The following is a 26,082-nucleotide window of genomic DNA, read 5'->3' on the forward strand; positions in this document are numbered from 1 at the left end:
CCAGGGATGGCTGCAGCCAAGCCCTACATGGACGTATTCACGGGCGTGTTTTTGAAAGCGGCACAGCACCGGCTCGGACTCGGATCAAATCACAAAATGGCTAAGCAAAACGACAAAACCCCCACCATTCTGCGCAACATCGTAGAAAGAAAGTGGCAAGAAATCGACACCCGCAAGCGGCAAAACACCCTCGAAGACCTCAAGGCCCGGGCCGGCGACCAACCTGAAACAAGAGGCTTCGCCAACGCCCTGCGCCAACGCATCGACGCCAGCACCCCGGCGGTGATCGCCGAAATCAAAAAAGCCTCCCCCAGCAAAGGCATCCTGCGCGATCCCTTCGACCCCCCCCGAATCGCCGAAAGCTATGAACAAGGCGGCGCTGCCTGCTTATCCGTGCTCACCGACCACGACTTCTTCCAGGGCCACGAAGACTACCTGATCGCCGCCCGCAACGCCTGCAGCCTGCCGGTGATTCGCAAAGACTTCATGGTCGCGCCCTACCAGGTGTACGAAAGCCGGGCCATAGGCGCAGACTGCATATTGCTGATTGCCGCCTGCCTGACCAAAGATCAGATGCAGGAACTGGAAGGCATCGGCCATGAAATCGGGCTGGATGTACTGGTGGAAGTGCACAACGGCGAAGAAATGGATGACGCTCTCACACTGAGCACACCACTGATCGGCATCAACAACCGCGATCTGCACAGTTTTGATGTATCCCTGGATACCACCTTCAACCTGCACCAGCGCATAGGCGCCGAACGCCTGGCTATTACCGAAAGCGGTATTATGACCCGGGCCGACGTAGAAGCCATGGCCGGCCATGGCATTTACGGGTTTCTGGTAGGTGAATCCTTCATGCGTGCTCCCGCCCCGGGCGAGAAACTACAGGAATTGTTTTTCCCTCAGTAACCAGGGGGGAAGCGCTGCGCGCACAGCGCTGGTGATTCAATCAGAATCCGCCAGCGCTTCCTGCATCAGGGCCTGCAAATGCTCCGGCAATTGCGACGACAACGCCAAAGCCTGTTCATGAGCCCGGGTCGACATTTTGCCCCAGGTGCGGCGCACAATCCTCAGCCACTTCTCGCGATCGTATTCCGCATTATCGGCATAAAACTGCGCAAAGTATTTCTCCAGAAACACCATACAGGCCACGTCTTCCAACAATTGCGTATCGGCATCCTTACGTAGCTCTCGCTTGGTGAGAATTACCTCAACCCGTTCACATTCACTGTCAGGATATCCGCACTCGGCCATAATTTCTGCCGCCCTGCGACCATGCATGCGCCCGCAGGCCTGACGCCACTCATAGTAGGATTTTCGACCTTCAGGGTAGTCACTGCGCGGCATTTTCCAGCGCTCAATGTGCTGGGCCCGACAGGCAATTTGCAGTCGCTCGGAGGGCGCTGGATCCAGTTCATACAACCAACGTGTCATGTGCAAGCTGTAGGCAAACTCCCTCGTTATGGACTCACCTGCCAAGACCTCCAGGTTGGGATCCGCACAGTTTGCACTATCAATCGCATCCAAAGCACACTTGAGCGAGGCTTCGTTCATTGTATCTCCTTGTACGACATGATTATCTCGCAGAGGGAATTTTTCGTACTATCGCCCTGACTGACGATTAAAAAATCGACATCCGGATTATAGCCATGGTGAGAATCAGGCCTTCGCAGATGAGCGAGCTTCAATGCGGTCGTACCATGCTTTAAGGTGGGTTTGTTCCGGCAGAATACGGATTTTTACCACCTTGGCGAAGGCGACCGTTGTGAATGCATTGATGTCAGCTGCCGTAAAGCGATTGCAGCAAATGTATTCCTTATCCGCCAGGTGATCGTTAAGGAACGTCATGAACCTGGCAACACCCTTACCGCAGTCTTCACCCCACTCCTGGATGGGATTCATTCTGTCCTTGAAATAGCCACTGGTATGCTGAAAACACATACCCGTAGGCAAAAAAAAGTAAAACTCAATCCACCGAACCCACTGCTCAATTGTGGCTTTCTCGACAGGGGTATCCCCTAAAAGCGTAGGCGCATCCGGATAATTCTCTTCAAAAAAGCGACAAACAGCCATGGTTTCGGAAATGCAGGTTCCGTCATCCAGCTCCATAACCGGTACTTTTTTCATGGGGTTGCGCGCAACGTACTCAGGCGTCAGGTTTTCTCCTTTCTGTATGTCAATTTCGATAAACTCTGCTTTATCGAGCAACCCTTTTTCCGCCATAAACATGCGTACCCGACGAGGATTCGGGGCAGTTTTTGTTTCAAAAATTTTCATTATTTTCAGCTCCGTTCCAGACAATTCAGGGATTACTGGTCGCTTTTCTGTCCTGTGGACTGAAATGCCTTGATTTCCTCACCTTCAGAGGTTGTAAGCACCAACTCTCCCTGGCGGCCAATCGTCGCTCGCTTCACGTCAGACATAAGCTCCAAAAAGCGTTGTTCCTGATTCATCAGTGCCGGCGCACACGCCATCTTTGTCGCAAACAGATAGTCGAAGCTCATACCCTCGGCGGTACGCTCATACTGACCTCCGTAGCGATTACAGGATGCCATGCCGGCCAAGCGGTTTTCGTCAAAAAACTCTACGGTCATTCTGGAGCGGTCGATAATGCCGGCACCGGCCAAATCGTCGACAACCCACTCAGCTCCCCGGAACAGACGCTCTGGATTGCCTCCACAGCCCTTGAATACCTCGCCGTTCAGCTCCAGACGTGCCTGCGCCGGAAACTGTGCGCCTGACATGTCATCTTCACACAATTGGCGGGCAACCTTGAATGTCAATGCCTGCCCATTCAGCTCACCCCTAAACTCCCTACCGTGCCGATTAGCGACGGCAGTTTCCAGGGCAATCATTTCTGGCTCGCCAGATTCGTATGGGCGGTTAAGCTGCATTTTTCCACCTTCCACACGGACGTGCCAGAAAGGTTCGTTACCAGTGGCCTCAAACGGTACCTCTAACGCGCCGGCCTGCAAACACTCCGGGTAAACCTGCCCTTTCACGGTGAACGTTGCCCGCTCGCCTTTGCTCCAAAAGCGGGTACTGTCATCTCCGGGCGCCACATACAAGGCACCAGAGGCACTGACAGTTGGTTTCAGGAGCAGGCGCTTGCCCTGGTAATCCACACCCAACAGATCGCTGTCGCCCGAATGGGCAACATTAACGTTCAGCTGACCACACTGGTAACTGCCGGCCGCCATGCTGGTATCCGGCCCGGTGGCACAGGCGGAAAGGAAAAGCCCGCTAGCAACAACGACAGATGTCATCAAAACCCGCTGTAAGTACATAGAAAAGCCTATAGCTATAACGTGAACGAATGCCGGCATATTAAAGATATGCCTGAATAAAACCAATTACAGGGACAGGTACACCATTAAAGGCACGCAACCCATAGGCTATGAAACTTTTTATCCTGCCAGCCCAAGGCTATGCTGTAGCCCATTACTCAGGAGACTCTGCATGGCTCTCAGGCTATACCAATTTGCCATATCCCATTACTGCGAAAAAATTCGCTGGGCACTGGATTACAAGCAACTCAACTATGAAACCACAAACCTGCTGCCGGGACAGCACCTGAAAACAGTGCAAGCACTTACCAGCGGCGCAGGCACCTCTGTACCTGTGCTGGTACATGATGACGAGATCATTCAAGGATCATCCGACATACTGGACTACCTGGATGCAGCCTTCCCCGATAAACTCCTTACGCCAGCAGATGAACCTGCAAGAACCAAAGCACTGTCGTGGGAACAACGTCTGGATAATGAAGCCGGCCCAGCCGTGCGTTGTTACGCCTATCACCACTTTCTACAACGCCCGAAAGTTGTCATACCATTGCTAACCGCTGGCACGCCCTTTTACAATCGCTTTTTACTGAGCTTGGTGTTCAGCCGTGTAAACGAAACCATGCGAAAGTGGATGAAAATAAATGAAAAAACAGCAGAAGAATCACGAAAAATCATAGAAGCCCTGCTTGGCGAGCTGGCAGAAGCTTATAGCCGGCAACCGTTCCTGGCCGGCGAGACCTTCTCCCGCGCAGACCTGGCAGCTGCGGCGCTGTTTGCACCGCTATTTCAACCCGAACCCTACCCTGTACCCTGGCCAAAGGCGGTACGAATGCCAAGGGATATACAAGCCTGGCTCAGCCAATGGCAGCCGCAACTACAGTTACTGGCCAACGTTTACCGCGACTACAGATGACAGCCTTGCCCTGCATGCGGATTCGAATGCAAGGCAAGCCTGTGGCATGATTTCATCACTATAGGTTATCGCTGATTAGCCCACGGAATAGACCTGATGCCTGATAAAAATGCCCGCCTGGCGCCCAGGCTAAGACTGAAAACCGGCGACACCATTGCCCTCGGCCCTGGCAAGGCCCAGCTACTTGAGCTGATCCAGCAGCACCACTCAATTTCCGCCGCTGCCCGGGCCTTGAAGATGAGCTACCGGCGCGCATGGCTGCTGGTGGATACCATGAATAATTGCTTTGAGCAGCCGTTGGTGCTGACTGCCACAGGGGGCACTCAAGGTGGCGGCGCCGAGCTTTCATCAGTGGGGCTAAAGGTACTTTCGCTGTACCGGCAATATGAAAAAGCCGTGGCTGAGCGCCCGGAACTTGCCAGTTTGTCGGCCCTGCTCCGCGACACACCCACGCCTTAAACATAATCGCAAAACGCGGGTGCTCTTGTATCCGGCGACAGCCAACTATACTATCCATATCGTTATATACGACCGAACATAAGGAAAAGACCCATGCACGTGTTTACATATCGCCATTTCCAACTTGCAGCACTGTGTTTACTCCTGGCATTCAGCAGCCTCACCCGCGCCGCCGATGTACGCGTTGCAGTGGCCGCCAACTTTACCGATACAACACGTGATCTTATTTCGGCATTTGCCAAAGCCACCGGACTGGAAGCGGTTGCAAGTTATGGCTCCACCGGCAAACTCTACGCGCAAATAGACAACGGTGCGCCATTTGATGTCTTCCTGGCCGCTGACAGCCGCCGGCCGGAACTTTTAGAAGAGAACGGCCAGGGTGTAACAGGTACACGCTTCACCTACGCCCGGGGCAAACTGGCCCTATGGAGCCCTGAACCGGACACCTTTGAGGACCCCAAAGCCTGGCTGGAGTCTGGCAGCTTCGCCCGGCTGGCCATTGCCAACCCGAAAACCGCACCTTACGGCTTTGCAGCGCAGGAAGTACTTACCGAACTGAGCCTTTGGGAACCCTTGCAGGATCGCCTGGTGCGTGGCGACTCCATTGCCCAGACCTTTCAGTTTGTTGCCACCACAAACGCGCAATCCGGCTTTGTTGCTCTTTCGCAGGTGCGCGCCTGGGATAAAAAAGACGGCTCGCTCTGGTTGATTCCACAAAGCTACTATTCCCCTATCAAGCAACAGGCTATCCTGCTGAACCGCAGTGATAACAAAGAGGCCGCCCGCCAGTGGCTTGAGTTCCTGCGTGGCGATGAAGCCCGGGTTATTATTGAGCACTTTGGCTACGAGACTGAACACTAAACGCGATCCCTCACCCGGCAGGTACCATGGACATATACTGGGAGCCCGTGTGGCTCACCCTGAAGCTTGCAGGTTTTACCACAGCGGTGCTGCTGGTGGTAGGAACGCCCATTGCCTGGTGGCTGGCCCGCAGCAATCACTGGGCGAGACAGCCTGTTTCGGCCATTGTGGCTCTGCCCCTGGTGCTGCCTCCCACCGTTCTCGGGTTCTACCTTCTGATACTCATGGGGCCAAAAGGCGTAGTGGGCGAACTCACTCAACAACTTGGGCTGGGTTTATTGCCCTTTACCTTTGAAGGCCTGGTGATTGCCTCGGTGATCTACTCCCTGCCATTCACCGTTCAACCTCTGCAGAACGCCTTCGCCTCCATTAATCAGCAATTGCTTGAAGTGGCCTCCACGCTTAGGGCGTCATCCCGGGATCGTTTTTTCTCCGTGGTGCTCCCCCTTGCCCGCCCCGGCTTTCTCACCGCCGGCGTGCTCACCTTTGCCCATACCATCGGTGAGTTTGGCGTGGTACTGATGATTGGTGGCAACATTCCCGGTGAAACCAAAGTGCTCTCAGTGGCTATCTACGACCATGTGGAGTCCCTTGAATATACCCAGGCCCACTGGCTGGCCGCCGGTATGGTTGTGTTTTCCTTCGTGGTGCTGGTCACACTCTATTCCCTCAATGGCCGGCTACAATCCGGGCTGGTGAAATAATGGCGGCAACAGGCATACAGGCACGTTTCGCCTGCAAGGTAGGCGAGTTTGCGCTGGATGTTGATCTGGACCTGCCCGGCAGTGGCCTCACTGCTCTTTTCGGTCATTCAGGCTGCGGCAAAACAACCCTGCTGCGATGCATGGCCGGACTACAAACGGCAAAGGGAATCATGCGTGTTAACGGAGACGAATGGCAGGGCGAACAGGCCGGCAGAGGAGGTGGCCGGCCGGTTCATCAACGGCCCCTGGCCTATGTATTTCAGGAAACCAGCCTGTTCCCCCACCTGTCGGTAAAGCGCAACCTGATGTACGGCTACAGGCGCGTGCCACAAAGCGAACGACAGATATCATTCGATCAGGCTGTGGAATGGCTGGGGCTCTCACAGCTGCTTACCCGCATGCCGGCAAAACTTTCTGGAGGGGAACGCCAACGGGTTGCAATTGCCCGGGCGCTACTCACCAGCCCCAGGCTTTTGCTGATGGATGAGCCCCTGTCCGCGCTCGACCGGAATAGCAAACAGAACATAATGCCTTATCTGGAAGCGTTGCGGGATAACCTGGCCATCCCCATGCTGTATGTATCCCATTCCACGGCGGAAGTGGCCCGGTTGGCCGACCATATTGTGATGATGGACAAGGGGCGGGTGGTTGCCCAGGGCCCTCTACAGGAAATCATGGCGCGTACAGATCAGCCCTTCGGGCGTGAAGACGATGCCGGCGTGATTCTCGAGGCCCGCATCTCGCAACGGGATGACCTGTGGCACCTGTGCCGTGCTGATTTTGCGGGTGGCCAACTCTGGCTAAGGGCCGATGACCACTTGTTGACCGGGCAAAACGTTCGCCTGCAGGTACTGGCAAAGGATATCAGCCTGGCGACAAGTCAACACACGGACCAGAGCATTCAAAACCTGTTGCTGGCGACGGTTGACGAGGTCGCCCCGGACACCAGCCCGGGGACGTCCATGGTAAGGCTGCTGGCAGGCCGCACTCCGTTCCTGTCACGGCTCACCACACGGTCGGTACACACCCTTGCCATTGAACCCGGCCAACAGATGTGGATGCAGATCAAATCAGTCGCAATTGTTGATTAACCCTGGCATTACGCTGTTTTAGCGGGTGCCGTAAACCACCATGGTTTTGCCTTTAACCATTACAAGCCCCTGTTCTTCCAGGGTTTTAAGCACCCGACCAACCATCTCGCGGGAACAGCCTACAATACGGCCAATTTCCTGGCGCGTGATCTTGATCTGCATGCCGTCTGGATGCGTCATAGCATCAGGCTCCTTGCACAAATCCAGCAATGTGCGAGCAACGCGGCCGGTTACGTCCAAAAATGCCAAATCACCGACTTTACGGGTGGTCTGGCGCAGCCGCGAGGCCATCTGCTCGCCGATAAAGTAGAGTACCCCAACATCCTGATGAGCAATTTCCCGGAATTTGGGATAGCTTATCTCAGCCACCTCACACTCGGTTTTAGCCTTCACCCAGGCGCTGCGGGAATCCATGTTGTCGAACAACCCCATCTCGCCAAAGAAGTCTCCGGCGTTGAGATAGGCCATAATCATCTCGCGGCCATCGTCGTCTTCAATAATAACCGTGACCGAACCTTTAACGATGTAAAAAAGGGAGTCGCTCTTATCACCCGCATAAATAATGGTGCTTTTGGCCGGATACCGGCGACGATGACATTGTGAAAGAAAATAATCGAGATGCTTGGTTTTCTGTTCAACCGGCTTGATGATAGTGGCCATGGTGCGAGTCGTGCCTCCTCAAATACTGGCAGGTTCCGATGTTTGTTGTTCACCCGGCTTTCCCTGCGGGTTCGTTTGTTTTTGCTACAAAACAGCGCAACTTATAGCAAGAAGGCGTGCCTCGAGCAACTGAAAACAGTATACAGGATGTATCTGGAATAGGTGTCAACACCTACAGCCGTCTGTCAGTGAACGCGGGTTATGCTAGCATCCTGCCCAGTTCATCTATTTTTGCGCCGACTCGCTTGTCAGCCCCCTTGGTAAACAGGAGAACACCCTTCATGAAAGCAACCGTCGACTGGACAGGCAACGCCAGTTTTCGAGCGAATAGCGGCTCCGGACATTCTGTGCAGCTGGACGGCCCTCCGGATCACGGTGGCGAAAACCTGGGCCCCCGCCCCATGGAAATGCTGCTAATGGGTCTTGGAGGCTGTTCATCGTTTGATGTTATGAATATTCTTAAAAAAGGCCGTCAGGAGGTCACCGCTTGCCATACCGAACTGGAAGCTGAACGCGCGGATTCGGTGCCGTCGGTGTTCACCAGGATTCACCTGCATTTTGTGGTGACTGGCCGCAACCTGAAAGAGAGCCAGGTGAAACGGGCCGTGAGCCTGTCCGCCGAAAAATACTGTTCGGCTTCTATCATGCTCGAAAAAGCAGGTGTGGAAATCACTCACAGCCACGAAACCTGTGAAGCGGAATAACCTGCCCTACAGCACTACCCAACACCGGGAGCGGCGTGCATAATACCGCCTTTTCTCCGCCGGTCTGCGCAAAAGGTAAACAACCTGGTCAGTAGTCGGTGGCGGCCTGGGAAGAGTGAGCATTCGCCGCTCTGCAGTCATTCATCTCCATAAACCGGAGGGGCTGAGCATGGAACCAAAACTCCAGTTGCACGGTTTCAACAACCTGACCAAATCTTTGAGCTTCAACATCTACGACATCTGTTACGCGCAGACCGAAGAACAACGCGAAGCCTATATTGATTACATCGACGAGATGTATAACGCGGAACGCCTTACCCAGATCTTAACCGATGTGGTTAAGATCATTGGCGCCAATGTTCTCAACATCGCCCGCCAGGACTATGAGCCCCACGGTGCATCCGTCACCATGCTCATCGCCGAGCATGAGCTTAGCAACGGCGAAGCACATAACAATGAAGAATCACCGGGACCGCTACCAGACACCATTCTGGCGCACCTGGACAAAAGCCATGTGACGGTACACACCTATCCGGAGAGCCACCCCCACGAGGGTATTAGCACCTTCCGGGCAGACATAGACGTGTCCACCTGCGGCTTGATCTCACCGTTGAAAGTACTGAACTACCTGATTCACAGCTTTGATTCGGATGTAGTCACGGTGGACTACCGTGTGCGTGGCTTTACCCGCGATGTGGATGGCAACAAGCACTACATTGATCACGACATTAATTCAATCCAGAACTATCTGACAGCAGATACCCAGAATGCTTACCAGATGATCGACGTCAACGTTTATCAGGAAAACCTTTTTCACACCAAAATGATGCTAAAGGCGTTTAACCTGGATAATCATGTGTTTGGCGTGAATGCCGATGAACTGGACCCGGGTATAGCACAGTCCATAGAAGACCGTCTGAAGCGCGAGAAACTGGAGATTTTTTACTCCCGCAACATGGAATAACATGGGCCCAGGCGGGTTCACCCTCCCGGAAAAGTCAGACAAACGTTTTCTGTGCTATCAAACGCTGCACCATGGGTCTTACAATAAGATCCATGGCCAGCGCCATTTTGGTGCCCGGAATAACCAGAGTGTCGTGGCGAGACAGTGTGCTATTTTGTATCGCTTGTAGCAGATAGGAGAAGTCCACTCCCGAAGCATCCCGAAACCGAATCACGATCATGCTTTCATCTTCTGTGGGCACATCCCGAACAACAAACGGGTTGGAGGTATCCACCAGAGGGATGCGCTGAAAGTTGATATGGGTGTTTGAGAACTGTGGCACTATGTCGTGAACATAATCGTCCATTCGATTAATGATCGTTGCGACCACCGCTTCCTGACTGTAACCACGCTGGTGGGTGTCTCTGTGTATTTTCTGGATCCATTCCAGATTCACAATGGGCACCACACCTATCAACAAATCCACATACTGGGCGATGTTGACTGACTCACTTACAACCGCTCCGTGCAGACCTTCATAAAACAGCAGATCTGTGTTCGGATGCAGCGCTCCCCAAGCGGTAAATGTGCCTGGCTTGTGGCCCTCCGCCTGAAGCGCTCGATCTTCATCGTGAACATACTGCCTGTATCGGCCATTGCCAGTATGACCGTAGTCATAAAACAACGCTTCCAGTTTATCGACATGGTTCGCTGCCAGTGCAAAATGATTGCGTTTACCAAACTGACCTTTAGCGGCCAAGCGCGCCATTTGTTCCCGGTTGTATCGGTGAAAACTGTCACCACTAACCATGGCGGCAGTGAGTTCTTCATTGGCGAACATGCGACGAAATATCTGCCCGGTGGTGCTGGTGCCAGCACCGGAAGAACCGGTAACCGCAATAATAGGGTGACGTTTTGACATAACTGAGGCGCGCCGGACGTTGGTTAAAAAACGAAAGAAATCAGATAAGACTGTCGAGTGAACGCGGCTTCTCGATTACAAACCCCTGGGCGTAATCCACTCCCAACCGGGTCAGTGTATCCAGAACATCGCGCGACTCCACCTGGCCGGCAATCACTTCCCGGCTCATATAATGCGCCATATCCACCATGGATCGTACCATGGCCCGATCGGTTTCACTGGTGTTTAGCTGACTGGTGAAGGCGCTGTCAATTCTGATCAAATCAACCGGGAGTGAGCGCATAAATTCAAATGAACGGGGACCACTACCAAAATTCCCGAGGCAGAACCGGCATCCCAGTTCTTTCATCTCGACGATAAATTCTGCAACCGCCTGAAGATCGCTGATCGCCGAGGCTTCGGTCAGTTCAAACCAGATACGCTCAATAGGTGCATCTTTTTCACTGAGTTTTTCGTAGATAAACTCCAGCAGCGATTGATCGTTCAGCGAATAGCCGGACAGATTGATACAAACACCACCAAAGTGACGCGGGTCTGGTGTCTGCACACGCAACCAGTCAAGCATATGCCCTACCACCCAGCGGTCGACTGCCTGCATGCGATCATAGCGCTCCGCCATGCGGACAAAATCCCGGCCGGTAATGAGCACGCCGGCATCATCGTACATGCTAATCAGCACTTCATACTGAGGGGGCATGATGGCACGGCTGTGCAGCGGTATTATCTTCTGACAACGCAACAGCATGCGCTCTTCGTCCAGATCGCCCAGGCTGGCAACTTTGGCCGCTATCTGTTCCTGGCGCGTCTGATCATCAGCACCCAAAGAATATACGGCCACTTTACCGTGCCCTTTCTGCCTGGCGTGATCCAGAGCTTCTTCAGACGCCCTAAGCCAGCGCTCTGCACTAACAAGGCCTGGCAGCTCAGGCACAACCCCTGCACTGGCAGACAAGCGATAGCCACGGCCGCCATAGAAAAATTCAGCCGCCTCTACGGCAACAATCAGATTACGCGCGGCATCGTTTGCGTTTTCTGCCGGCACCAGTATGCCAAACCCGTTCCCCGCAAGCCTTGCCAGGGGCATTCCGCCACCTACATGCTCGCGTAGCAAGTCTGCCACACGCTTAAGCGTGTCATCACCCGCCTGATAACCTGCGGTGTCATTCAGCAGCCGGAACTTGCGCAGATCCAGCCTGAGCAAAGAGCGCTCATCTTCGCGCCGGGCAAGCTGTTGGTCGAGCATGCGTTCAAATTCACGGCGACCAAGAAGGCCGGTTAGTTCATCGTGGGTAGAGGCCCAGGACAACTGGTCATACACCTTGCGCACCATTCGGTCGATGCTCTCGTCCACCAGCGGACGCTCGTATTGTTCATCCGGCACAATAATGCCCTTGCGCATCTGGCGCGCCAGAGCCTCCAACTCAAGCTCTACAACCCGCATACCCTGGTGATTCACAAACACAAACCGGCTAAACCCGCGCGCCACCCAAACCAGCCGAACATACTGCGGTTCGTCCGGCTTTTCCTGGTCCCGCAGCCAATCACCGGTTCGCAGTCTCTGCGCACGGTTCATCCAGCGCTGCAAACTGCGCTGCTCTCGCTCCGAAAGCGATTGCTTGAGGTCTTTTACCGGCGGCGCCTGAGGCATTTCGACCATTTCGGGGGGAGTCACAGGACTGCGCACCAGAAATTGCTTCAATTCTTCACGGATTTGCGAAGAGGGCAGATGGTTACTGGAAATAGACGCCAATCCCCCCTGAATAACCCGGAGAAGTTCGGCCAGGTTCACCTGACTGTTGCTGTCTTGCGAAAACGCCAGCAACGAATCAATCACAGCGAGATAATCCTGCCAGGTTTGGCTGCTTGCCCCCTGACGAATCCAGGTCAGTGACAGCAAGTCCCGCCAACCACTATCAAGCAAACTCAGCACAGCTTTCGGAACCTTACGCCCCGCCAGCTTCCGATCCAGCACCTCTGCAACCGCGGCCTTGGACTCGGCCACTTTCTGAGCACCCTCTGCGGCAGCCGTTACCCGCTCAACATTACGCCGGTACACCAGATTCTGACGATCAATCAAACTATCAAGTTCCTGAATCGCCTGCTCGAAAACCCCCGTATCCTGCTCAAACTCGAGCGTAATGCGCTGGATGAGTTCGTCAATGCGGCGCTGAACCACCGGATTTAAACGGCCACCTTTGACACCAAGTTGAGCCAGGCGATTCATTACGCCTCTGACAGGGCTGTTCTTGTCATCGAAAAATGCCGGATCACGCATCACTACCTTAAGCACTGGCACCTCAAGTTGGCGCATCCGCTGTTGGGTGTATTTGCTCAGTTTTGGGCTTTCTGTAATGGAGTGGAAAAATTGATCAACCACATCCAGCGTGCCTTGTTGCTCGTCGTCCAGCTTTTTAGCGCCACTGTCGCGAACTTTCCCAACCACTCGCTCTCGCAGCGGGATAACATTGCTGCTGGCCTCAACCGGTTCAGCCTGAAGCTGTTGCAGCTCACGCTGAAGCTCACCAGACGACAGGGGGCTGGCGTTGACAGGAAACGGCGCAGGCTGGGCATCACCCCGTGTTGCGCGATTCACGGCGAGCGTTCCAAGCAGGTTTTTTACGGTTGCAAACGAAGACTGCGCAGACTGGGCGTACCCCCGGAACTCATTGCTCAGGCGAGTTTTCCCAGTCGTTTCATCGTGCCTCATTGACGGCTTTGCCGAGAACTCGCCACGGCTACTTTGTTGCATCGTGCCTGCAGCATCAACTGCCGGGTTCTCAAATGGTTTCTGCTCCGGCTTCGGCTTTTTCTCTGCACTACCCGGGACCTGCTCACTCAGATATTTGCTAAGATCCAGCTCCGGCAGCACCCCGTGACGAATAAGTATGTCGTTCAGCTCTTTGTAGAGTGGGCCCAGCTGATGCAAAACCGACCGTTCAAAAACTTTCAGGCAGACCTTCTCGACATCTCTGGTCACTTTAAGCTGGTTCAGCCCGGCATGAAACAATTCGCACACAAGCGATGGCCCAAGCGGGTTGTGGTGCCCGGTCGCGTTGGCAATGCCCAGTTTGTCCAAACGGAGTTTCAACTGCAGCAGCTCTTTGCGGTACTGGGTATCAGCTTTTGTAACCATGACACGGATGGTCAGCCAGTCTTCGAATTCTCCTTTGTCTACCACGGAAAGCTCTGAACCCGGGAAGCCTTTGGGGGCAGGTTTGAGTGGGGATTCGAGACTACGGGCAATTTGGTGCCAGATAACTCGCTGCCGGGCCTTGATCTGACCCGAAAAATCCATAAATTCGTTAGCCTGCTGGTCGTTCGTCGCCTTTTGCGCGGCGTTTTTTAGCGCCCCTGCCATTTGCACAAAGCAGGCATCCATAAGCGGCTCTATGTGGTGGATAACCGCGCGCGCACACTGGTGCAGAACAAACTGCACCCGCTCAGTCGGCGCCCGCAAAGAAGCACGCTCCTGATCACCTGCGCCACCACACTGTTGCAGCATTGCCGCAATAGCTTCCGGGTTTGTGCGCGTAAAGTTAACGCCCATGGCGTCGTCTATGTGTCGGACAATGCTCACGTGTAGCTCGTATCGGCGTTTTCCATCAGCACCCCGAAAACGAATAATCAGATTAGGCGATTTGGTTGCCGCAAGCGCCCGATCAAGTTTTCGGGATGTTTCACCGGAGTAGCGAACAAACAGGCCTTCGGCACAAAAATCTGCAATCTGGCATGGCCAGGACTCACCCGTGCCAAGGTCAATCTGGGCTGCAAGTTTGATGGGTTTGCGGGGGCTACTTCGACGTTCTCTCGGATCCATGAACTACCTGTTATTGCGCAAAGTCGGGCGGGCCGGGGGTTCTGCCTGCTGGTGACTAACGTCCCTGAAAAAAGCGGCATACCATCTGCCGTTATGAGAAAAGACGGTGCGTACAACGACAGCTTCAAGTGTACTATAGCGACCACTTACAGGCACAATCACAGCCGCGCCAAAACCTGGTAGCCTATGACACAGCTTAGTCAGATATATACCGTTTTACTACTGATACCACTGTTAAGTGGCTGCACCACGTTTAGCTACTACACCCAGGCAGTTCGCGGCCATTTAGCCCTGACCATGGCGGGCAAACCGGTCGACGCTTTTATCGCCAGCGAAGACACGCGGCCAGACCTGCGCAACAAACTCATGCTTTCGCGCCAGGCCCGGCGTTTTGCTGATAGCCGTTTGGCGCTGGACCCCGGAGACGCATTCACAGAATACGTGGTTCTTGATCATCCCTGGGTGGTGGTTAATCTGGTGGCTGTGCCGGAGTTTTCGCTAAAACCATATCAATGGTGCTATCCGGTTCTTGGCTGCCAGGCTTACCGCGGATATTTTCACCTGGAAGACGCCCAGGCAGAAGCACAACGCTTTCGCGCTGGAGGCTATGATACCTTCATCGGCGCCGTTACAGCCTATTCAACGCTGGGCTGGTTTGACGACCCCCTGCATTCCGGCTTTACCAACCTTGACGATGACCGCATGGTCGCCCTGATGTTCCACGAGCTGGCTCATCAGGTGCTTTACATGGCCGGGGATACAACCTTTAACGAAAGCTTTGCCACGGCTGTTGAACTGGAAGGCCTCCGGCTTTGGTTAGCACACCAAGGTGACCCTTCAGCCTTTCAACAGGCACTTGCCCGTCTTAAGCAGCGCAGCCAGATTTACGATCTGGTTGCAGACACCAGCGCCAAACTGAGCCAGTTATACCAGCAACAGGGTGTGCTTTCTGAAGACTGCCTTCGGGAGCGCAAAGGGCTCATTTTTGAAGCACTCAACATCGCCTATGGAAATCTACTCGATGCCCACCAAAAGCAGCCACCTGGAACTGCCCAAGTGGCCTTCAACAATGCCCGGATTGCTTTATTCTCCCAGTATAATCAACACGTACCTGCCTTCAGGCAACTGCTGAAGCAATCCAGCTATGACTTCCGGGCGTTTTATCAAGCCGCAGAGACTCTCTCCAGGCAACCCGAAGAGCAGCGCCAGAAAACACTGCAAGATTTATCAGAGCGGTTTGAAAAAGACCTTTGAATTGCGCTGGGTGTTGTAAGCGGCAAGCTTGGGGCCCGGCAAATCCTGTACCCTGCTGGGTAAGAACCCCCGCTCGCGGAACCAGTGCTCGGTTTGCGTGGTGAGCACGAACAGTTTCTGGATACCCAGATTACGGGCGTGTTTTTCCACCCTTAGCAGAATCTCGTCGCCGCGACCGGCGCGCCGATAAGCAGAATCCACTGCAAAGCAGGAGAGCTCGCCAGCGCCTTCATCCGGGTAGTTGTGCAGTGCCGCGCAACCAACGATGGTGCCATCGCGCTCTGCGACAATAAACTGTTCAATATCGGTTTCGAGCATTTCCCGTGACCGGCGCACCAGAATACCCTGCTCTTCCAGCGGCTCAATCAGCCCGAGAACACCACCTATATCTTCAGCACGGGCCTGGCGGATCTGTTCGTAGTTGTCTCCACTGACCAATGTGCCTGTACCGTCTCGGGTAAACAGCTCTTCCAATAAAGCGCCATCGGTCACATAGCTGATAATATGCGCCCGCCTTACGCCCTTCACGCACGCATCGCAGGCCGCGCGAAGCAGGTTCGCATCGTGCCCGGTAATGGTTCCATCCGCCAACCGCTCCGGCGCTTGCCGGGCTGACAGCTCACGAATCAACGAGCCATCCTGCTCCAGCAACCCCTGATCACCGATATAAACGATGAGCTTTTCCGCCTGCAAAGCCGCCGACACCTGGCTGCCCACATCTTCATAGGATAAGTTAAAGGCATCTCCGGTAGGCGAATAGCCCATAGGGGGCAGCAATACTATATGCCCTTGCTCCAGAAGCTTCTCTATGCCGGCCACGTCCACTCGCCGGACCTTACCCGTGTAACCGAAATCGATTCCATCCAACACGCCGACTGGTCTGGCGGTAACATAATTACCGCTACTCACCCGAATGCGGGCGTTGTGCATGGGCGAATTCACTAGCCCCATGGACAACTGGCTCTCAAGATTTGCCCGCAACCCGCCGGTTGCCTCCATAACCAGTGGTAAGTGCCGTTCCTGAGTAATCCGCAACCCATGGGAAAATGACGTGTCCATGCCGGCGCTATTCAAACGGTTCTGTATCTGCGGCCTCGCGCCAAAAGCAACCACCAATCGCACACCCAGGCTGCTCAGCAGTGCAATATCATGAATAATATTGATAAAGTTTTCATGTTCAACCGCATCGCCCGGAATGGTCAACACCACCGTGCGGCCACGGTGAGCATTGATATAAGGCGATGAATGGCGAAAAGAGTGCAGCCAGCCGTTTGATTTCAAGTAGTGCTCTCCCAGCGTGTTTTTAAATGCGGGCACCAGAGTACGTGGGGTGTCCTGCCCTATTGTGCGTGGCCACGGCGCCACACCTCAAACGTTGTGATGGCGCGCACAGCAATTGGGTAAGCTACTTCGCCCCCTGCCACTGCGCGGGTAACTTCAAGCTCACGCCCGGTAACGCTGGCCAAGCGCCCCTCAACAACATTGCCGTTGGAAAGAGTGACCCTAACCTTGCGCCCATCCCATGTTGCTGCCTGTTCCAGGTCTTCGGTGTACCAACGGGGGAACGCGGGATTTTCTCGGGGCACCACAGGTTCAAGCGCTTCTTTTGGTGGCGCGACGACAACCGGCTCAGCCTTTTGCAGAAAAACATCTGGCACCATGGCGCCATTGTATTCCAACGCCCAGGCAACAGAACCGTCGGCGCTGTCTTCCCCGGAATGCACGGGGATGCCAAAGGTCTCTGAGTCCAGCTGCACAGACACGGTTATCTCTCCACCTTCAAGCAACCACTGCTGGTACAACGCCAACAACTGATCACTGCCGCGCCAGCCACGGGCTTGCAGCCCGGCCTTGAAAGCCTCCAATGCGCGCTTCGCCCATTGAGAGGTTTCCAGACCGGCTTCTCTGGCGCAGTAGGCCGCCACCCGGCGCATCAGGCCGCCGTCTCTGAGCGTTAACTCCAGGGGGCGGGCAGAGCTGGCCAGCGTTACTTCGGGCGACAATACGTTGATACGAGCGCCCGGCCAATTCAGCTCCAGGCTGCCTGTATTTTCAGAATTCAACTCAAGGTGGATACGCTCGGGAGTCTGGCGCAAAATAAACTCACCGGCGAGGCGGGTAATGCCCATACGCAACAGATCACCACTGCCAAGTTGCTGGCGCGGATCGGGCGCGCAGGCAAGCGCAAACAAAGCGGCCCGTTCACTACCCCCGGCCGTGTCTGCGGTTACCCAGTTGCGAAACATGGTGGCCTCAAGCATCAGGGCCACCCCCTCTGCCTGCAACGACCAGCTAGCTGGCAGATCAGAAGGATCGATAAGCGCTTTCAGCAGAGCAATGGGGGAACCGGCCTCAAAATCAACACGATCAACAATTAACGGTTGAGTCAGTTCAAAATCCTGCCAGTAGGCTCCGGATAACACCAAACGGCCTTCAACCCCTGACCCTACCTTTCCCCGCTCAAGTACACCGTTCTCACTCAGCGCCTGGCGGGCTTCTGCCAGGCGCTGATCCGCCAGCCACCAAACACCTGCCTTAAACGCGGCAAAGCCAAGCAAAGCTGCCAGCATCAGAGTTGTGAGCAGACGTTTCATCTGGAAAATCCTCAGGCAGCGCCGTCAGTTATTGGCAATCATCAGTTACGGGAAATGAGTGTACCAACACCCTCATCAGTAAAGATTTCCAGCAGGCACGCATGGGCTACCCGACCATCGATGATATGAGACGTGCGCACACCATTCTCCACTGCACTCAGCGCGCAGCGGATTTTCGGCAACATGCCACCATGCACCGTGCCGTCTTCAATCAGCTCACTTACCTGTTGGGTTGTCAGGCCGGTAAGAACTTTGTCATCTTTGCTCTTAAGACCAGACACGTTGGTCAACAGCATCAGTTTCTCGGCCTTCATGGCCTCTGCGACTTTACCAGCGACCAGATCTGCGTTGATATTGTACGAGGCACCATCTGGCCCAACGCCAATCGGCGCGATCACCGGGATCACGTTACTGCGGGTGAGCATGTCGATGACATCCATATTTACGCTGGCCACTTCGCCTACGTGGCCAATATCAATAATCTCGGCGCGCTCATGCTCCGGCGAGCGATCTACCACTTCCAGCTTGCGGGCACGGATGAGGTTGGCGTCCTTACCGGTTAACCCGATAGCGGTGCCGCCCTGGGCATTGATCAAAGACACGATTTCCTTGTTTACCTGGCCACCCAGCACCATTTCCACGACGTCCATGGTTTCCGCATCGGTTACACGCATGCCGTTCACAAAGCGGGACTGGATGTTCAAACGCTGCAGCAACTCGCCAATCTGGGGGCCGCCACCATGAACAACAATCGGGTGAATGCCTACCAGTTTCATAAGCACCACATCGCGGGCAAAACTGCTCTTCAGTTCTTCGTTCTCCATGGCGTTGCCGCCATACTTGATAACAACCGTTTTACCTGTAAATCTTTGAATGTAGGGTAATCCGCGGCTCAGAACGGTCGCCACTTGCATTGCTGTTTCACGATCCAGCGTCATCTTTGTTGCCTTCATAAATCAGTATTAAAAATCGGGACTCTGAGGGACAGCGGGGCAGCAATCAAAAGCCGGTTACCAGATCTGGCGCCACTTTCTTTAACTGAACCCGGAAAACATCCTTAATGCGCGCCAGAGCCTCGTCGGTTTCAGCCTCAAAGCGCAGCGCCAGCATGGGTGTGGTATTGGAGGCCCGACACAACCCCCAGCCATCGACATAATCCACCCGAATGCCATCTATACTGCTGACATTACCATCACCAAAGTCGCCTTTCTCGCTCAGTTGCTCAACAATGGTAAATTTGCTGCTTTCAGTCGCTTCCACATTCAGCTCCGGCGTGCTGATGTCTTCCGGGAAGTCTTCAAAGACTTCATCACTGTGGCGGTCTTCAATGCCCAGTATCTCCAACAATCTTGCCGCTGAATAAAGCCCGTCATCAAACCCGTACCAGCGCTCAGCGAAGAAAACATGGCCGCTCATCTCGCCCGCAAGTAATGCCCCGGTTTCCTTCATTTTGGCTTTCATCAGCGAGTGGCCGGTTTTCCACATAATGGGGCGGCCCCCAGCTTCGGTAATCACCCCGGCCAGCCGGCGACTGCACTTCACGTCGTAAAGCACGTCCGCACCCGGGTTTCGTGAAACCACATCCCGGGCGAAAAGCATCAACAGGCGATCTGGCCAGATAATCTTACCGGTATTGGTCACCAGACCTAACCGGTCGCCGTCGCCGTCGAACGCGACGCCAAGATCTGCACCTTCGGCCTTGACCCTTTCGACAAGATCCGCAAGGTTGGCGGGATTACCGGGGTCCGGATGATGGTTAGGGAAGTCTCCGTCGACCGTGCAGTACAACGGAATCACTTCGCAGCCAAGCTCTTCAATCAGCATGGGAGCCAACTCGCCTGCAATGCCGTTGCCGGCGTCGACCACAACCTTGAGCGGGGCGGCAACCGCAATGTCACCGACAATGCGATCAAGATACGCCCTGCGCACATCCTCGGAAGACTGGGCTCCCCGACCAGCCGCAAAGTCTCCTGTCTGGATCCGTTTGAATAGCGCCTGGATAGCATCACCAGAGAGGGCTTCACCGCCCAGCATGATCTTAAGGCCGTTATAGTTAGCCGGGTTGTGGCTTCCCGTGACCATAACGCCAGAACCGTTCTCAAGGTGATGGGTCGCAAAGTACAGCACGGGCGTTGGCACCGCACCCACATGAATAACGTTACAGCCTGTGGCCATCACACCCCGCGCCAGAGCATCTGCCAGCCCGGGGCTTGAATGGCGACCATCATAGGCAACGCACAGCGAAGGCAGCCCCCGGCTGATTGCCTCCGAGCCTATGGCCACACCAATGCGCTCGACAATGGCCGGTGATAGCGTTTCGCCAACAATGCCCCGAATATCGTAGGCCCGGAAAATGTCCGGTGAAATATCAACATCCGATTCATCTGACTCATCAAGCTCTGGCATTTCTCCGCCGGCAAAAAATGAACCTTCGTCATCACTGCCAAAGCCGAGAACATCCTCGTCGCCGTCCAGCATATCGATATCCGGCAGGTCTTTATCCTGGAAAAGTGGCTCGGCGTCTGCCGCCTCTGCGGCCCTTGCGCCTTTCCCGGGTTTGGGCCTGGCCGTTTCTGCCGCTTTCGCTATGCGTTTATCCACCACCTGGGAGAGCCTGTAAAGCACTTCACCGGCCGAGGCGACGACATCCCACTGGAAGCCAGGCAGTTTTTGACGCTCTCCGCCAAACACTTTGTGGGCCCACTGAACCAGGCCGGTCACCTCTTGGCGCAGGCTCTTCTGGGCACCAACCAGTAATACCCAACATAATATGGCGGCTATCAATGCAGGCACACCAACCAACGCTGCAACCAGCAGAATATTGCCCGAAGGCGCTGGCGGGGCGCCTGGCGTATAGCTAATGGTCCAGTCAGGGTTGGCCAGAGCCCGGGTTTCCGGCGTGCCTGTACTCACTCCGCTACCTTTGCTAACGAAATTTCGAGAGGTTCCCGAGACGGTCTGGACCAGAGCCAGCTCTCCGCCAATCCGGGTGTTAACAACGGACAGAAGTGGCTGCAAAACAGACGCATCAAACACCACCAGAAGGCTGCCTATAACGGCTTTACTGGCCGGGTTTCGCACCGGCGCGGCCATCTGTACATACCACTGGGCGTCACGGGGGAAGGCATCTGGATGCAGGGTTCGGCCACTTTCAGCACGGCGTGCCAACTCAAGCCCTGCAAACCCCAGCATACCGTTACCGTCTCCGGTCCTTGGTATCTGGCGGTAAGGGAATAAAAATGCCCCCTGAACGCCAGGTAATGCGGTCGCCAACTCCTGTTGAACGGCGTCGGTATCCGCTCGTTCCAGCAACGCATTCACCACATGGGGCTGAGTTGCCAAGCCGTCCACGCTCTGTTGCATCAGTTCAAGATACTGGCTCACCCGCTGCGCAGCCGCATCGGCCTCAACGGTTTTCCAGGCGTTGAAACGCTTGTCAGCCGCCGGCTGCAAAACCAGGAATTGCACCAAAGCGACAGCCGCCAGGCCTGCCACTATAATGACCAGAGCCTGCTTTAGCGCCGTCGAGCCAAGGTGTTTCAGTTTTGAGCCTGCGGGAGCCCGGGCTTTCTGTTTTTTTTCAGCTTTGGCTACCGGCTGTTCATCAGCGGGCGCCTTGGGAGCTTTATTCTTACCCAGCTTCATAGTTCATCCTGCAATTATCTCTTCTGTCCTGTACAAGCACATACCGGCAAAGTATAGACGCCGCAACCATTTTCTGCGTTCAGGCTTGTTGATCATCGGGTGCCTGTCGAGCCAAAACCGCCCTCACCCCGTGCGCTGGCATCAAACTCGGTGACCACCTCAAAATTTGCCTGCACCACCGGCACCAGCACCAGCTGAGCTATTCGCTCTCCTGTATCCACGGTAAAGGCTGTGTTGCCGCGGTTCCAGCAAGACACCATCAACTCGCCCTGATAGTCGGAATCGATCAAGCCCACCAGGTTGCCCAGGACAATACCGTGCTTATGACCAAGGCCGCTCCGGGGCAGTATCATGGCCGCCAGCGATGGATCGGCAATGTGTATGGACAACCCGGTGCGGATCAACTGCGTATCCCCTGGCTGCAAGGTTAACGGCTCATCCAGGCAGGCCCTCAGGTCCAGACCGGCAGAACCGTCGGTGGCGTATTCCGGAAAGGCAATCTGATTGCCAATCCGGTCATCAAGAATGCGTACCTGCAAGTTTTTTTTGCTCATGTTTTTTCTATTTCCTTCAGGTGGTCGCCAAGCAGCGCCATGAGGCGCTCGGCAATGACCTGTTTGCTGTCTGGCCCTATGGTTTCGCGCTCATTCGCCCAGAAGACGGTGACTGCGTTATTGTCACTATTGAATCCCAAGCCAGGAGTGGAGACATCGTTGGCCACAATCATGCGCAATTTTTTGCGCTGCATTTTGTCTTTTGCATACCGGACAACGTCTGACGTTTCAGCTGCAAACCCTACCGTATACGGAGCATCCGGGCGCGCGGCAATTGTGGCTAACGTGTCTGGATTCCGCACCAGCGGCAACGCCATGGCCTCTCTGGATTTCTTTATTTTGTCACTGGCACGGTGTTCCGGGCGGTAGTCTGCCACCGCGGCGGTCGCCACAAACAGATCACAGCCTTCATCAACGGCCAGTGTCGAGGCTGTCAGCATGTCGTCTGCACTGACAACATCACGAATGTCGATACCTGCCGGAACGGGCAGCGTGACCGGCCCACTAATCAGAACAACCTTGGCGCCGGCCCTTCTGGCTGCGACAGCCAGCGCATAACCCATTTTGCCTGAGCTGTGGTTACTGATATAACGCACCGGATCAATAGATTCGCGTGTTGGGCCTGCCGTAATAACCACACGTTTGCCCGCAAGCTCGCCAGAGCCCGCTTCTTCGCCCTCTACCAGCCCGGCGATCACTGCAGGCTCGAGCATACGCCCCGACCCGGTATCGCCACAGGCCTGCTCGCCCTGGTCCGGCCCCCAGAGTGCTATCTGTGGATCTTCGCTCAGCAAGCCAATGTTGCGTTGCGTGCGGGCGTTGCGCCACATTGCCTGATTCATAGCCGGCACCACGGCAATGGAAGCTTCGGTCGCACAGCAAACTGTCGCCAGCAGATCATCGGCCATGCCCTGGGCAAGCCGCGCAATAAAATTTGCAGAGGCCGGGGCAATAACCACCTGATCTGCCCACTTTGCCAACTCGATATGCCCCATGCCGGCCTCTGCATCCGGATCAAGCAAAGAGGTGCGAACAGGCTCGCCACTGAGCGCCTGAAAAGTCATGGGCGTTACGAAAGCTTCTGCCCCCCGGGTCATTACAACCCTTACTTCATGGCCGGCTTTTTTCAGCAGACGGACAAGCTCGGCACTTTTGTAAGCTGCAATACCACCGGTTACGCCCAGCAGAATTTTTCTGACCGCCATAAAGGCTCCGTATCCGCTTAAAAAGAAAGGCTTATAAGATAGCATGCTCTGGCCACGCCGGCAGCCTGCATGGCACCGCGTTTTACCGTTTGTTACGTTTTAAAGTAATCTACAGGTATCTTGAGCGCCGGCAACATGGAATTGTTGCAGACACCACGCTCTCCACCCGAATGCAGAACGCATTCAGCCTTCAAAATGCAGTGCAAGGAAGCCAATATGACCAATCACGCCTGGCCCACAGACGAACGCCCCCGTGAACGACTACTCGCCCACGGCCCCCAGAGCCTTGCCGATGCCGAATTGCTCGCCATTTTTTTACGCACAGGTACGGCTGGCATGCCGGTCATGGAGCTCTCGCGCTTTCTGATTCAGGAGTTCTCGGGGCTGCGAGGGCTTCTTACTGCCTCCCGCAGGCAGTTCTGCGCGGTGAAAGGCCTGGGGCCCGCGAAATACACCCAGGTTCAAGCCGCCATGGAAATGGCCCGAAGGGTCATGGATGAGCCGCTACGCCAGGGCGATCCGCTGCGCTCCCCAGAAGACACCCGGCGTTTTCTCACTAGCCGCCTGGGCACTTATCCCCACGAAGTTTTCGCAGGGTTATTTCTGGACAACAGGCACCGGGTTATTCAGTATCGGGAACTGTTTCGTGGCACCATTGATGGTGCGGCGGTGTACCCCAGAGAAGTGGTTCGACAAGCACTGGAGGATAACGCCGCTGCGGTTATTTTTGCCCACAATCATCCCTCCGGGGTGGCAGAACCCAGCCAGGCTGACATTTCCCTCACCAAAAGACTGAAAGAAGCGCTTGGTTTAGTGGATATCAGGGTTCTTGACCATATGGTGATTGGCCACGGTGAGGTAATATCTCTTGCGGAGCGTGGTTTGATGTAAGTCGCCACCACCAAACATGCGGGAAAGTTGGCCAAATTCTCAACAATATTTTGCGTTGGGGTGCTGGTTCTGGTATAAAAGCGTCCCTTTCTGGCGGCGTCTGGCGAGCAGCGTTCGGTTTAGAGACGCAAACAGGGGCGTAACCGTTCCTCGGCAACCAGAGACGCATTAAAATCGATTTTATATTTATTAAGACCAATGCTCAGGTCGGAGGCAAGTATGTCCAGAGTTTGTCAGGTTACCGGTAAGCGTCCGGTTACCGGTAACAATGTATCCCACGCGATGAACCACACCCGTCGTCGCTTTCTGCCTAACCTGCAAAGCAAGCGCTTTTGGGTTGAGTCCGAGAAGCGCTTCGTGAGGCTACGCACGTCTACCAAAGGCATGCGCATCATCGATAAAAAAGGTATTGACGCTGTACTGGCCGATCTTCGTGCCCGTGGCGAGAAAGTATAAGGAGCTGCATCATGCGCGAAAAAATCAGGATGGTATCCTCAGCAGGCACTGGTCATTTCTACACGACCAACAAGAACAAGCGTAACACCCCGGAAAAAATCGAGATCAAAAAGTATGATCCGGTTGTCCGTAAGCACGTTGCGTACAAGGAAGCCAAGATCAAGTGATTTGATCCGGCGTTCACAAAAAAGCCCGGCAATTTGTCGGGCTTTTTTGTGAACGCTTATCATGAATGCTTCAGAATGTTGTCAAATACCCTTCAGGCAAAGCTATATCCATGGCAATCGGCAAGTGGTCTGACATGGGATAGCTCACAACCTCTGACCGACTTACCTGCAAGCTTGGACTCACCAGAATATGATCCAACGCTTTTTCAGGGCGCCAGCTCGGAAAGCTGTGAGCCGTATCCGGCAACGGCACCAGGTCTGTCTCTTTCAGTGGCGTGCGAGTCAGCAGTTCCTCGGCGTGATTGTTCATATCGCCCATTAGAACCACATGCCGGTACTTTGAAATCAGCTCACTAACAAAGCCCAGCTGGCGCTGTTGCGCCGACTTACTCAAAGACAGGTGCATCAGCACAAGCACCAGAGGGTCTTCCTCCGTGCCATACCGGGCAACAATCGCCCCACGCCCGGGAATTAGCCCTGGCAGCTTGTACTCCTTCACATCCAACGGCCTGAACCGACTAAGCAAGCCATTACTGTGCTGGGCAATTTGCCCCATATTACGGTTTAGCTGCTGATGCCAGTAGGGAATTCCCGCCGCCTCAGCAAGGTATTGCACCTGGTTGATATGCCCACTGCGTAAGCTACCGCCATCGCACTCCTGCAAAGCAACAACATCGTAATTACTAAGCAACGAGGCAATGCGATCCAGATTCTGAATACGGCTACGATTAGGCAGAAAATGCTGCCAGCTTCTCGTCAGGTAGTGCCGATAGGAGGATGTACTAATGCCCACCTGTATATTGAACGTCAATAACCGAAGATGGCGCTGGGGTTCAAACGCAGGCACATGCTCGAGGCCCGAGTTCGAGCCTTTCGGTTCGCCCCGGGCATTGAGAACACCGTTCAGCTGCTTTCTGAAGCGCTTATACATAATAGCTCTGCATAGTAACCC

Annotated in this window: 25 protein-coding genes; 12 read left to right on the forward strand and 13 right to left on the reverse strand. The window is 54.7% G+C overall.

From position 1 onward, the window contains the following. Window positions 1–96: 96 nt before the first annotated feature. Window positions 97–912 (forward strand): indole-3-glycerol phosphate synthase TrpC, encoded by an 816-nt coding sequence (gene trpC, locus ACTHYN_RS03110; protein ID WP_441811134.1) that lies wholly within the window; start codon window positions 97–99, stop codon window positions 910–912. 36 nt (window positions 913–948) lie between these two features. Here trpC and ACTHYN_RS03115 read toward each other — a convergent pair whose 3' ends face one another. From ACTHYN_RS03115 to ACTHYN_RS03125, 3 genes are all read right to left on the reverse strand, one after another. After that, window positions 949–1,557 (reverse strand): DUF4202 domain-containing protein, encoded by a 609-nt coding sequence (locus ACTHYN_RS03115; protein WP_441811043.1) that lies wholly within the window; start codon window positions 1,555–1,557, stop codon window positions 949–951. A gap of 105 nt (window positions 1,558–1,662) precedes the next feature. After that, on the reverse strand, window positions 1,663–2,280 hold the full coding sequence (locus tag ACTHYN_RS03120; RefSeq protein ID WP_441811044.1) for a glutathione S-transferase family protein: 618 nt from the start codon (window positions 2,278–2,280) through the stop codon (window positions 1,663–1,665). Between the two features lie 32 nt (window positions 2,281–2,312). Continuing rightward, window positions 2,313–3,269: an META domain-containing protein gene (locus ACTHYN_RS03125; protein ID WP_441811045.1), complete on the reverse strand. Its 957-nt coding sequence runs from the start codon at window positions 3,267–3,269 to the stop codon at window positions 2,313–2,315. 193 nt (window positions 3,270–3,462) lie between these two features. Here ACTHYN_RS03125 and ACTHYN_RS03130 point away from each other — a divergent pair, with 193 nt between their 5' ends. The 5 genes from ACTHYN_RS03130 (at window position 3,463) to modC (ending at window position 7,318) form a co-directional block, all read left to right on the forward strand. Continuing rightward, entirely contained in the window at window positions 3,463–4,203 is a 741-nt protein-coding gene (locus tag ACTHYN_RS03130; protein ID WP_441811046.1) for a glutathione S-transferase family protein, read from the forward strand. 96 nt (window positions 4,204–4,299) lie between these two features. Continuing rightward, on the forward strand, window positions 4,300–4,662 hold the full coding sequence (locus ACTHYN_RS03135) for a winged helix-turn-helix domain-containing protein (RefSeq protein ID WP_441811047.1): 363 nt from the start codon (window positions 4,300–4,302) through the stop codon (window positions 4,660–4,662). 93 nt (window positions 4,663–4,755) lie between these two features. Continuing rightward, window positions 4,756–5,523, forward strand: coding sequence for a molybdate ABC transporter substrate-binding protein (modA, locus tag ACTHYN_RS03140; protein ID WP_441811048.1), 768 nt, complete (start codon window positions 4,756–4,758; stop codon window positions 5,521–5,523). A gap of 26 nt (window positions 5,524–5,549) precedes the next feature. Then, on the forward strand, window positions 5,550–6,227 hold the full coding sequence (gene modB / locus ACTHYN_RS03145) for a molybdate ABC transporter permease subunit (RefSeq protein ID WP_441811049.1): 678 nt from the start codon (window positions 5,550–5,552) through the stop codon (window positions 6,225–6,227). Continuing rightward, on the forward strand, window positions 6,227–7,318 hold the full coding sequence (modC, locus tag ACTHYN_RS03150) for a molybdenum ABC transporter ATP-binding protein (protein ID WP_441811050.1): 1,092 nt from the start codon (window positions 6,227–6,229) through the stop codon (window positions 7,316–7,318). The genes modB and modC overlap by 1 nt, the downstream gene beginning before the upstream one ends. 18 nt (window positions 7,319–7,336) lie before the next feature. Here the strand turns inward: modC and crp are convergent, their stop codons facing one another. Next, window positions 7,337–7,978 (reverse strand): cAMP-activated global transcriptional regulator CRP, encoded by a 642-nt coding sequence (gene crp, locus ACTHYN_RS03155; RefSeq protein WP_441811051.1) that lies wholly within the window; start codon window positions 7,976–7,978, stop codon window positions 7,337–7,339. Between the two features lie 281 nt (window positions 7,979–8,259). On the opposite strand from crp, the gene ACTHYN_RS03160 reads away from it, so the two are divergent. Both ACTHYN_RS03160 and speD read left to right on the forward strand, forming a co-directional pair. Continuing rightward, a complete protein-coding gene (locus tag ACTHYN_RS03160) occupies window positions 8,260–8,682 on the forward strand; it encodes an OsmC family protein (RefSeq protein ID WP_441811052.1) in 423 nt (140 codons plus the stop codon). Window positions 8,683–8,851: 169 nt separating this feature from the next. Next, window positions 8,852–9,646, forward strand: a complete 795-nt coding sequence (gene speD / locus ACTHYN_RS03165; RefSeq protein ID WP_441811053.1) for an adenosylmethionine decarboxylase — start codon at window positions 8,852–8,854, stop codon at window positions 9,644–9,646. A gap of 34 nt (window positions 9,647–9,680) precedes the next feature. Here speD and ACTHYN_RS03170 read toward each other — a convergent pair whose 3' ends face one another. After that, window positions 9,681–10,547: a phosphoribulokinase gene (locus ACTHYN_RS03170; protein WP_441811054.1), complete on the reverse strand. Its 867-nt coding sequence runs from the start codon at window positions 10,545–10,547 to the stop codon at window positions 9,681–9,683. 40 nt (window positions 10,548–10,587) lie between these two features. After that, the gene (locus ACTHYN_RS03175) at window positions 10,588–14,364 is read right to left on the reverse strand and encodes a DUF1631 family protein (protein ID WP_441811055.1); all 3,777 of its coding nucleotides are present in this window, start codon (window positions 14,362–14,364) and stop codon (window positions 10,588–10,590) included. A gap of 186 nt (window positions 14,365–14,550) precedes the next feature. Between ACTHYN_RS03175 and ACTHYN_RS03180 the strand changes: the two genes are divergently transcribed. Then, window positions 14,551–15,618 (forward strand): aminopeptidase, encoded by a 1,068-nt coding sequence (locus ACTHYN_RS03180; protein ID WP_441811056.1) that lies wholly within the window; start codon window positions 14,551–14,553, stop codon window positions 15,616–15,618. On the opposite strand, the gene argA is transcribed toward ACTHYN_RS03180, so the two are convergent. From argA to coaBC, 6 genes are all read right to left on the reverse strand, one after another. Next, entirely contained in the window at window positions 15,592–16,899 is a 1,308-nt protein-coding gene (gene argA, locus ACTHYN_RS03185) for an amino-acid N-acetyltransferase (RefSeq protein WP_441811057.1), read from the reverse strand. The two genes, ACTHYN_RS03180 and argA, sit on opposite strands and share 27 nt — an antisense overlap. Window positions 16,900–16,958: 59 nt before the next feature. Then, the gene (locus ACTHYN_RS03190) at window positions 16,959–18,212 is read right to left on the reverse strand and encodes an acetylornithine deacetylase (protein ID WP_441811058.1); all 1,254 of its coding nucleotides are present in this window, start codon (window positions 18,210–18,212) and stop codon (window positions 16,959–16,961) included. A 41-nt stretch (window positions 18,213–18,253) separates the two neighbouring features. Next, window positions 18,254–19,150 (reverse strand): acetylglutamate kinase, encoded by an 897-nt coding sequence (gene argB, locus ACTHYN_RS03195; protein ID WP_441811059.1) that lies wholly within the window; start codon window positions 19,148–19,150, stop codon window positions 18,254–18,256. A gap of 61 nt (window positions 19,151–19,211) precedes the next feature. After that, window positions 19,212–21,857 (reverse strand): phosphomannomutase/phosphoglucomutase, encoded by a 2,646-nt coding sequence (locus ACTHYN_RS03200; protein ID WP_441811060.1) that lies wholly within the window; start codon window positions 21,855–21,857, stop codon window positions 19,212–19,214. A gap of 92 nt (window positions 21,858–21,949) precedes the next feature. Next, entirely contained in the window at window positions 21,950–22,411 is a 462-nt protein-coding gene (dut, locus tag ACTHYN_RS03205; protein WP_441811061.1) for a dUTP diphosphatase, read from the reverse strand. Then, entirely contained in the window at window positions 22,408–23,616 is a 1,209-nt protein-coding gene (coaBC, locus tag ACTHYN_RS03210; protein WP_441811062.1) for a bifunctional phosphopantothenoylcysteine decarboxylase/phosphopantothenate--cysteine ligase CoaBC, read from the reverse strand. The genes dut and coaBC overlap by 4 nt, the downstream gene beginning before the upstream one ends. A gap of 216 nt (window positions 23,617–23,832) precedes the next feature. Between coaBC and radC the strand changes: the two genes are divergently transcribed. From radC to rpmG, 3 genes are all read left to right on the forward strand, one after another. Beyond that, window positions 23,833–24,507 (forward strand): RadC family protein, encoded by a 675-nt coding sequence (radC, locus tag ACTHYN_RS03215; RefSeq protein ID WP_441811063.1) that lies wholly within the window; start codon window positions 23,833–23,835, stop codon window positions 24,505–24,507. 219 nt (window positions 24,508–24,726) lie between these two features. Beyond that, window positions 24,727–24,963, forward strand: a complete 237-nt coding sequence (gene rpmB / locus ACTHYN_RS03220) for a 50S ribosomal protein L28 (RefSeq protein WP_100638002.1) — start codon at window positions 24,727–24,729, stop codon at window positions 24,961–24,963. Between the two features lie 11 nt (window positions 24,964–24,974). Beyond that, window positions 24,975–25,130 carry a 50S ribosomal protein L33 gene (rpmG, locus tag ACTHYN_RS03225; protein ID WP_441811064.1) on the forward strand — a complete coding sequence of 52 codons (156 nt, stop codon included), beginning with the start codon at window positions 24,975–24,977 and terminating at the stop codon, window positions 25,128–25,130. A gap of 70 nt (window positions 25,131–25,200) precedes the next feature. Here the strand turns inward: rpmG and ACTHYN_RS03230 are convergent, their stop codons facing one another. After that, window positions 25,201–26,061, reverse strand: a complete 861-nt coding sequence (locus ACTHYN_RS03230) for an endonuclease/exonuclease/phosphatase family protein (protein ID WP_441811065.1) — start codon at window positions 26,059–26,061, stop codon at window positions 25,201–25,203. Window positions 26,062–26,082: the final 21 nt, after the last annotated feature.

Origin of the sequence: Marinobacter sp., assembly GCF_052091845.1 — a bacterium.
GTDB lineage: Bacteria > Pseudomonadota > Gammaproteobacteria > Pseudomonadales > Oleiphilaceae > Marinobacter.

What these genes read in the sequence shown, in the direction of transcription:
- trpC (WP_441811134.1), top strand. Translation starts at nt 97, where the DNA reads ATGGCTAAGCAAAACGACAAAACCCCCACCATTCTGCGCAACATCGTA.
- ACTHYN_RS03115 (WP_441811043.1), bottom strand. Translation starts at nt 1,557, where the DNA reads ATGAACGAAGCCTCGCTCAAGTGTGCTTTGGATGCGATTGATAGTGCA.
- ACTHYN_RS03120 (WP_441811044.1), bottom strand. Translation starts at nt 2,280, where the DNA reads ATGAAAATTTTTGAAACAAAAACTGCCCCGAATCCTCGTCGGGTACGC.
- ACTHYN_RS03125 (WP_441811045.1), bottom strand. Translation starts at nt 3,269, where the DNA reads ATGACATCTGTCGTTGTTGCTAGCGGGCTTTTCCTTTCCGCCTGTGCC.
- ACTHYN_RS03130 (WP_441811046.1), top strand. Translation starts at nt 3,463, where the DNA reads ATGGCTCTCAGGCTATACCAATTTGCCATATCCCATTACTGCGAAAAA.
- ACTHYN_RS03135 (WP_441811047.1), top strand. Translation starts at nt 4,300, where the DNA reads ATGCCTGATAAAAATGCCCGCCTGGCGCCCAGGCTAAGACTGAAAACC.
- modA (WP_441811048.1), top strand. Translation starts at nt 4,756, where the DNA reads ATGCACGTGTTTACATATCGCCATTTCCAACTTGCAGCACTGTGTTTA.
- modB (WP_441811049.1), top strand. Translation starts at nt 5,550, where the DNA reads ATGGACATATACTGGGAGCCCGTGTGGCTCACCCTGAAGCTTGCAGGT.
- modC (WP_441811050.1), top strand. Translation starts at nt 6,227, where the DNA reads ATGGCGGCAACAGGCATACAGGCACGTTTCGCCTGCAAGGTAGGCGAG.
- crp (WP_441811051.1), bottom strand. Translation starts at nt 7,978, where the DNA reads ATGGCCACTATCATCAAGCCGGTTGAACAGAAAACCAAGCATCTCGAT.
- ACTHYN_RS03160 (WP_441811052.1), top strand. Translation starts at nt 8,260, where the DNA reads ATGAAAGCAACCGTCGACTGGACAGGCAACGCCAGTTTTCGAGCGAAT.
- speD (WP_441811053.1), top strand. Translation starts at nt 8,852, where the DNA reads ATGGAACCAAAACTCCAGTTGCACGGTTTCAACAACCTGACCAAATCT.
- ACTHYN_RS03170 (WP_441811054.1), bottom strand. Translation starts at nt 10,547, where the DNA reads ATGTCAAAACGTCACCCTATTATTGCGGTTACCGGTTCTTCCGGTGCT.
- ACTHYN_RS03175 (WP_441811055.1), bottom strand. Translation starts at nt 14,364, where the DNA reads ATGGATCCGAGAGAACGTCGAAGTAGCCCCCGCAAACCCATCAAACTT.
- ACTHYN_RS03180 (WP_441811056.1), top strand. Translation starts at nt 14,551, where the DNA reads ATGACACAGCTTAGTCAGATATATACCGTTTTACTACTGATACCACTG.
- ACTHYN_RS03190 (WP_441811058.1), bottom strand. Translation starts at nt 18,212, where the DNA reads ATGAAACGTCTGCTCACAACTCTGATGCTGGCAGCTTTGCTTGGCTTT.
- argB (WP_441811059.1), bottom strand. Translation starts at nt 19,150, where the DNA reads ATGACGCTGGATCGTGAAACAGCAATGCAAGTGGCGACCGTTCTGAGC.
- ACTHYN_RS03200 (WP_441811060.1), bottom strand. Translation starts at nt 21,857, where the DNA reads ATGAAGCTGGGTAAGAATAAAGCTCCCAAGGCGCCCGCTGATGAACAG.
- dut (WP_441811061.1), bottom strand. Translation starts at nt 22,411, where the DNA reads ATGAGCAAAAAAAACTTGCAGGTACGCATTCTTGATGACCGGATTGGC.
- coaBC (WP_441811062.1), bottom strand. Translation starts at nt 23,616, where the DNA reads ATGGCGGTCAGAAAAATTCTGCTGGGCGTAACCGGTGGTATTGCAGCT.
- radC (WP_441811063.1), top strand. Translation starts at nt 23,833, where the DNA reads ATGACCAATCACGCCTGGCCCACAGACGAACGCCCCCGTGAACGACTA.
- rpmB (WP_100638002.1), top strand. Translation starts at nt 24,727, where the DNA reads ATGTCCAGAGTTTGTCAGGTTACCGGTAAGCGTCCGGTTACCGGTAAC.
- rpmG (WP_441811064.1), top strand. Translation starts at nt 24,975, where the DNA reads ATGCGCGAAAAAATCAGGATGGTATCCTCAGCAGGCACTGGTCATTTC.
- ACTHYN_RS03230 (WP_441811065.1), bottom strand. Translation starts at nt 26,061, where the DNA reads ATGTATAAGCGCTTCAGAAAGCAGCTGAACGGTGTTCTCAATGCCCGG.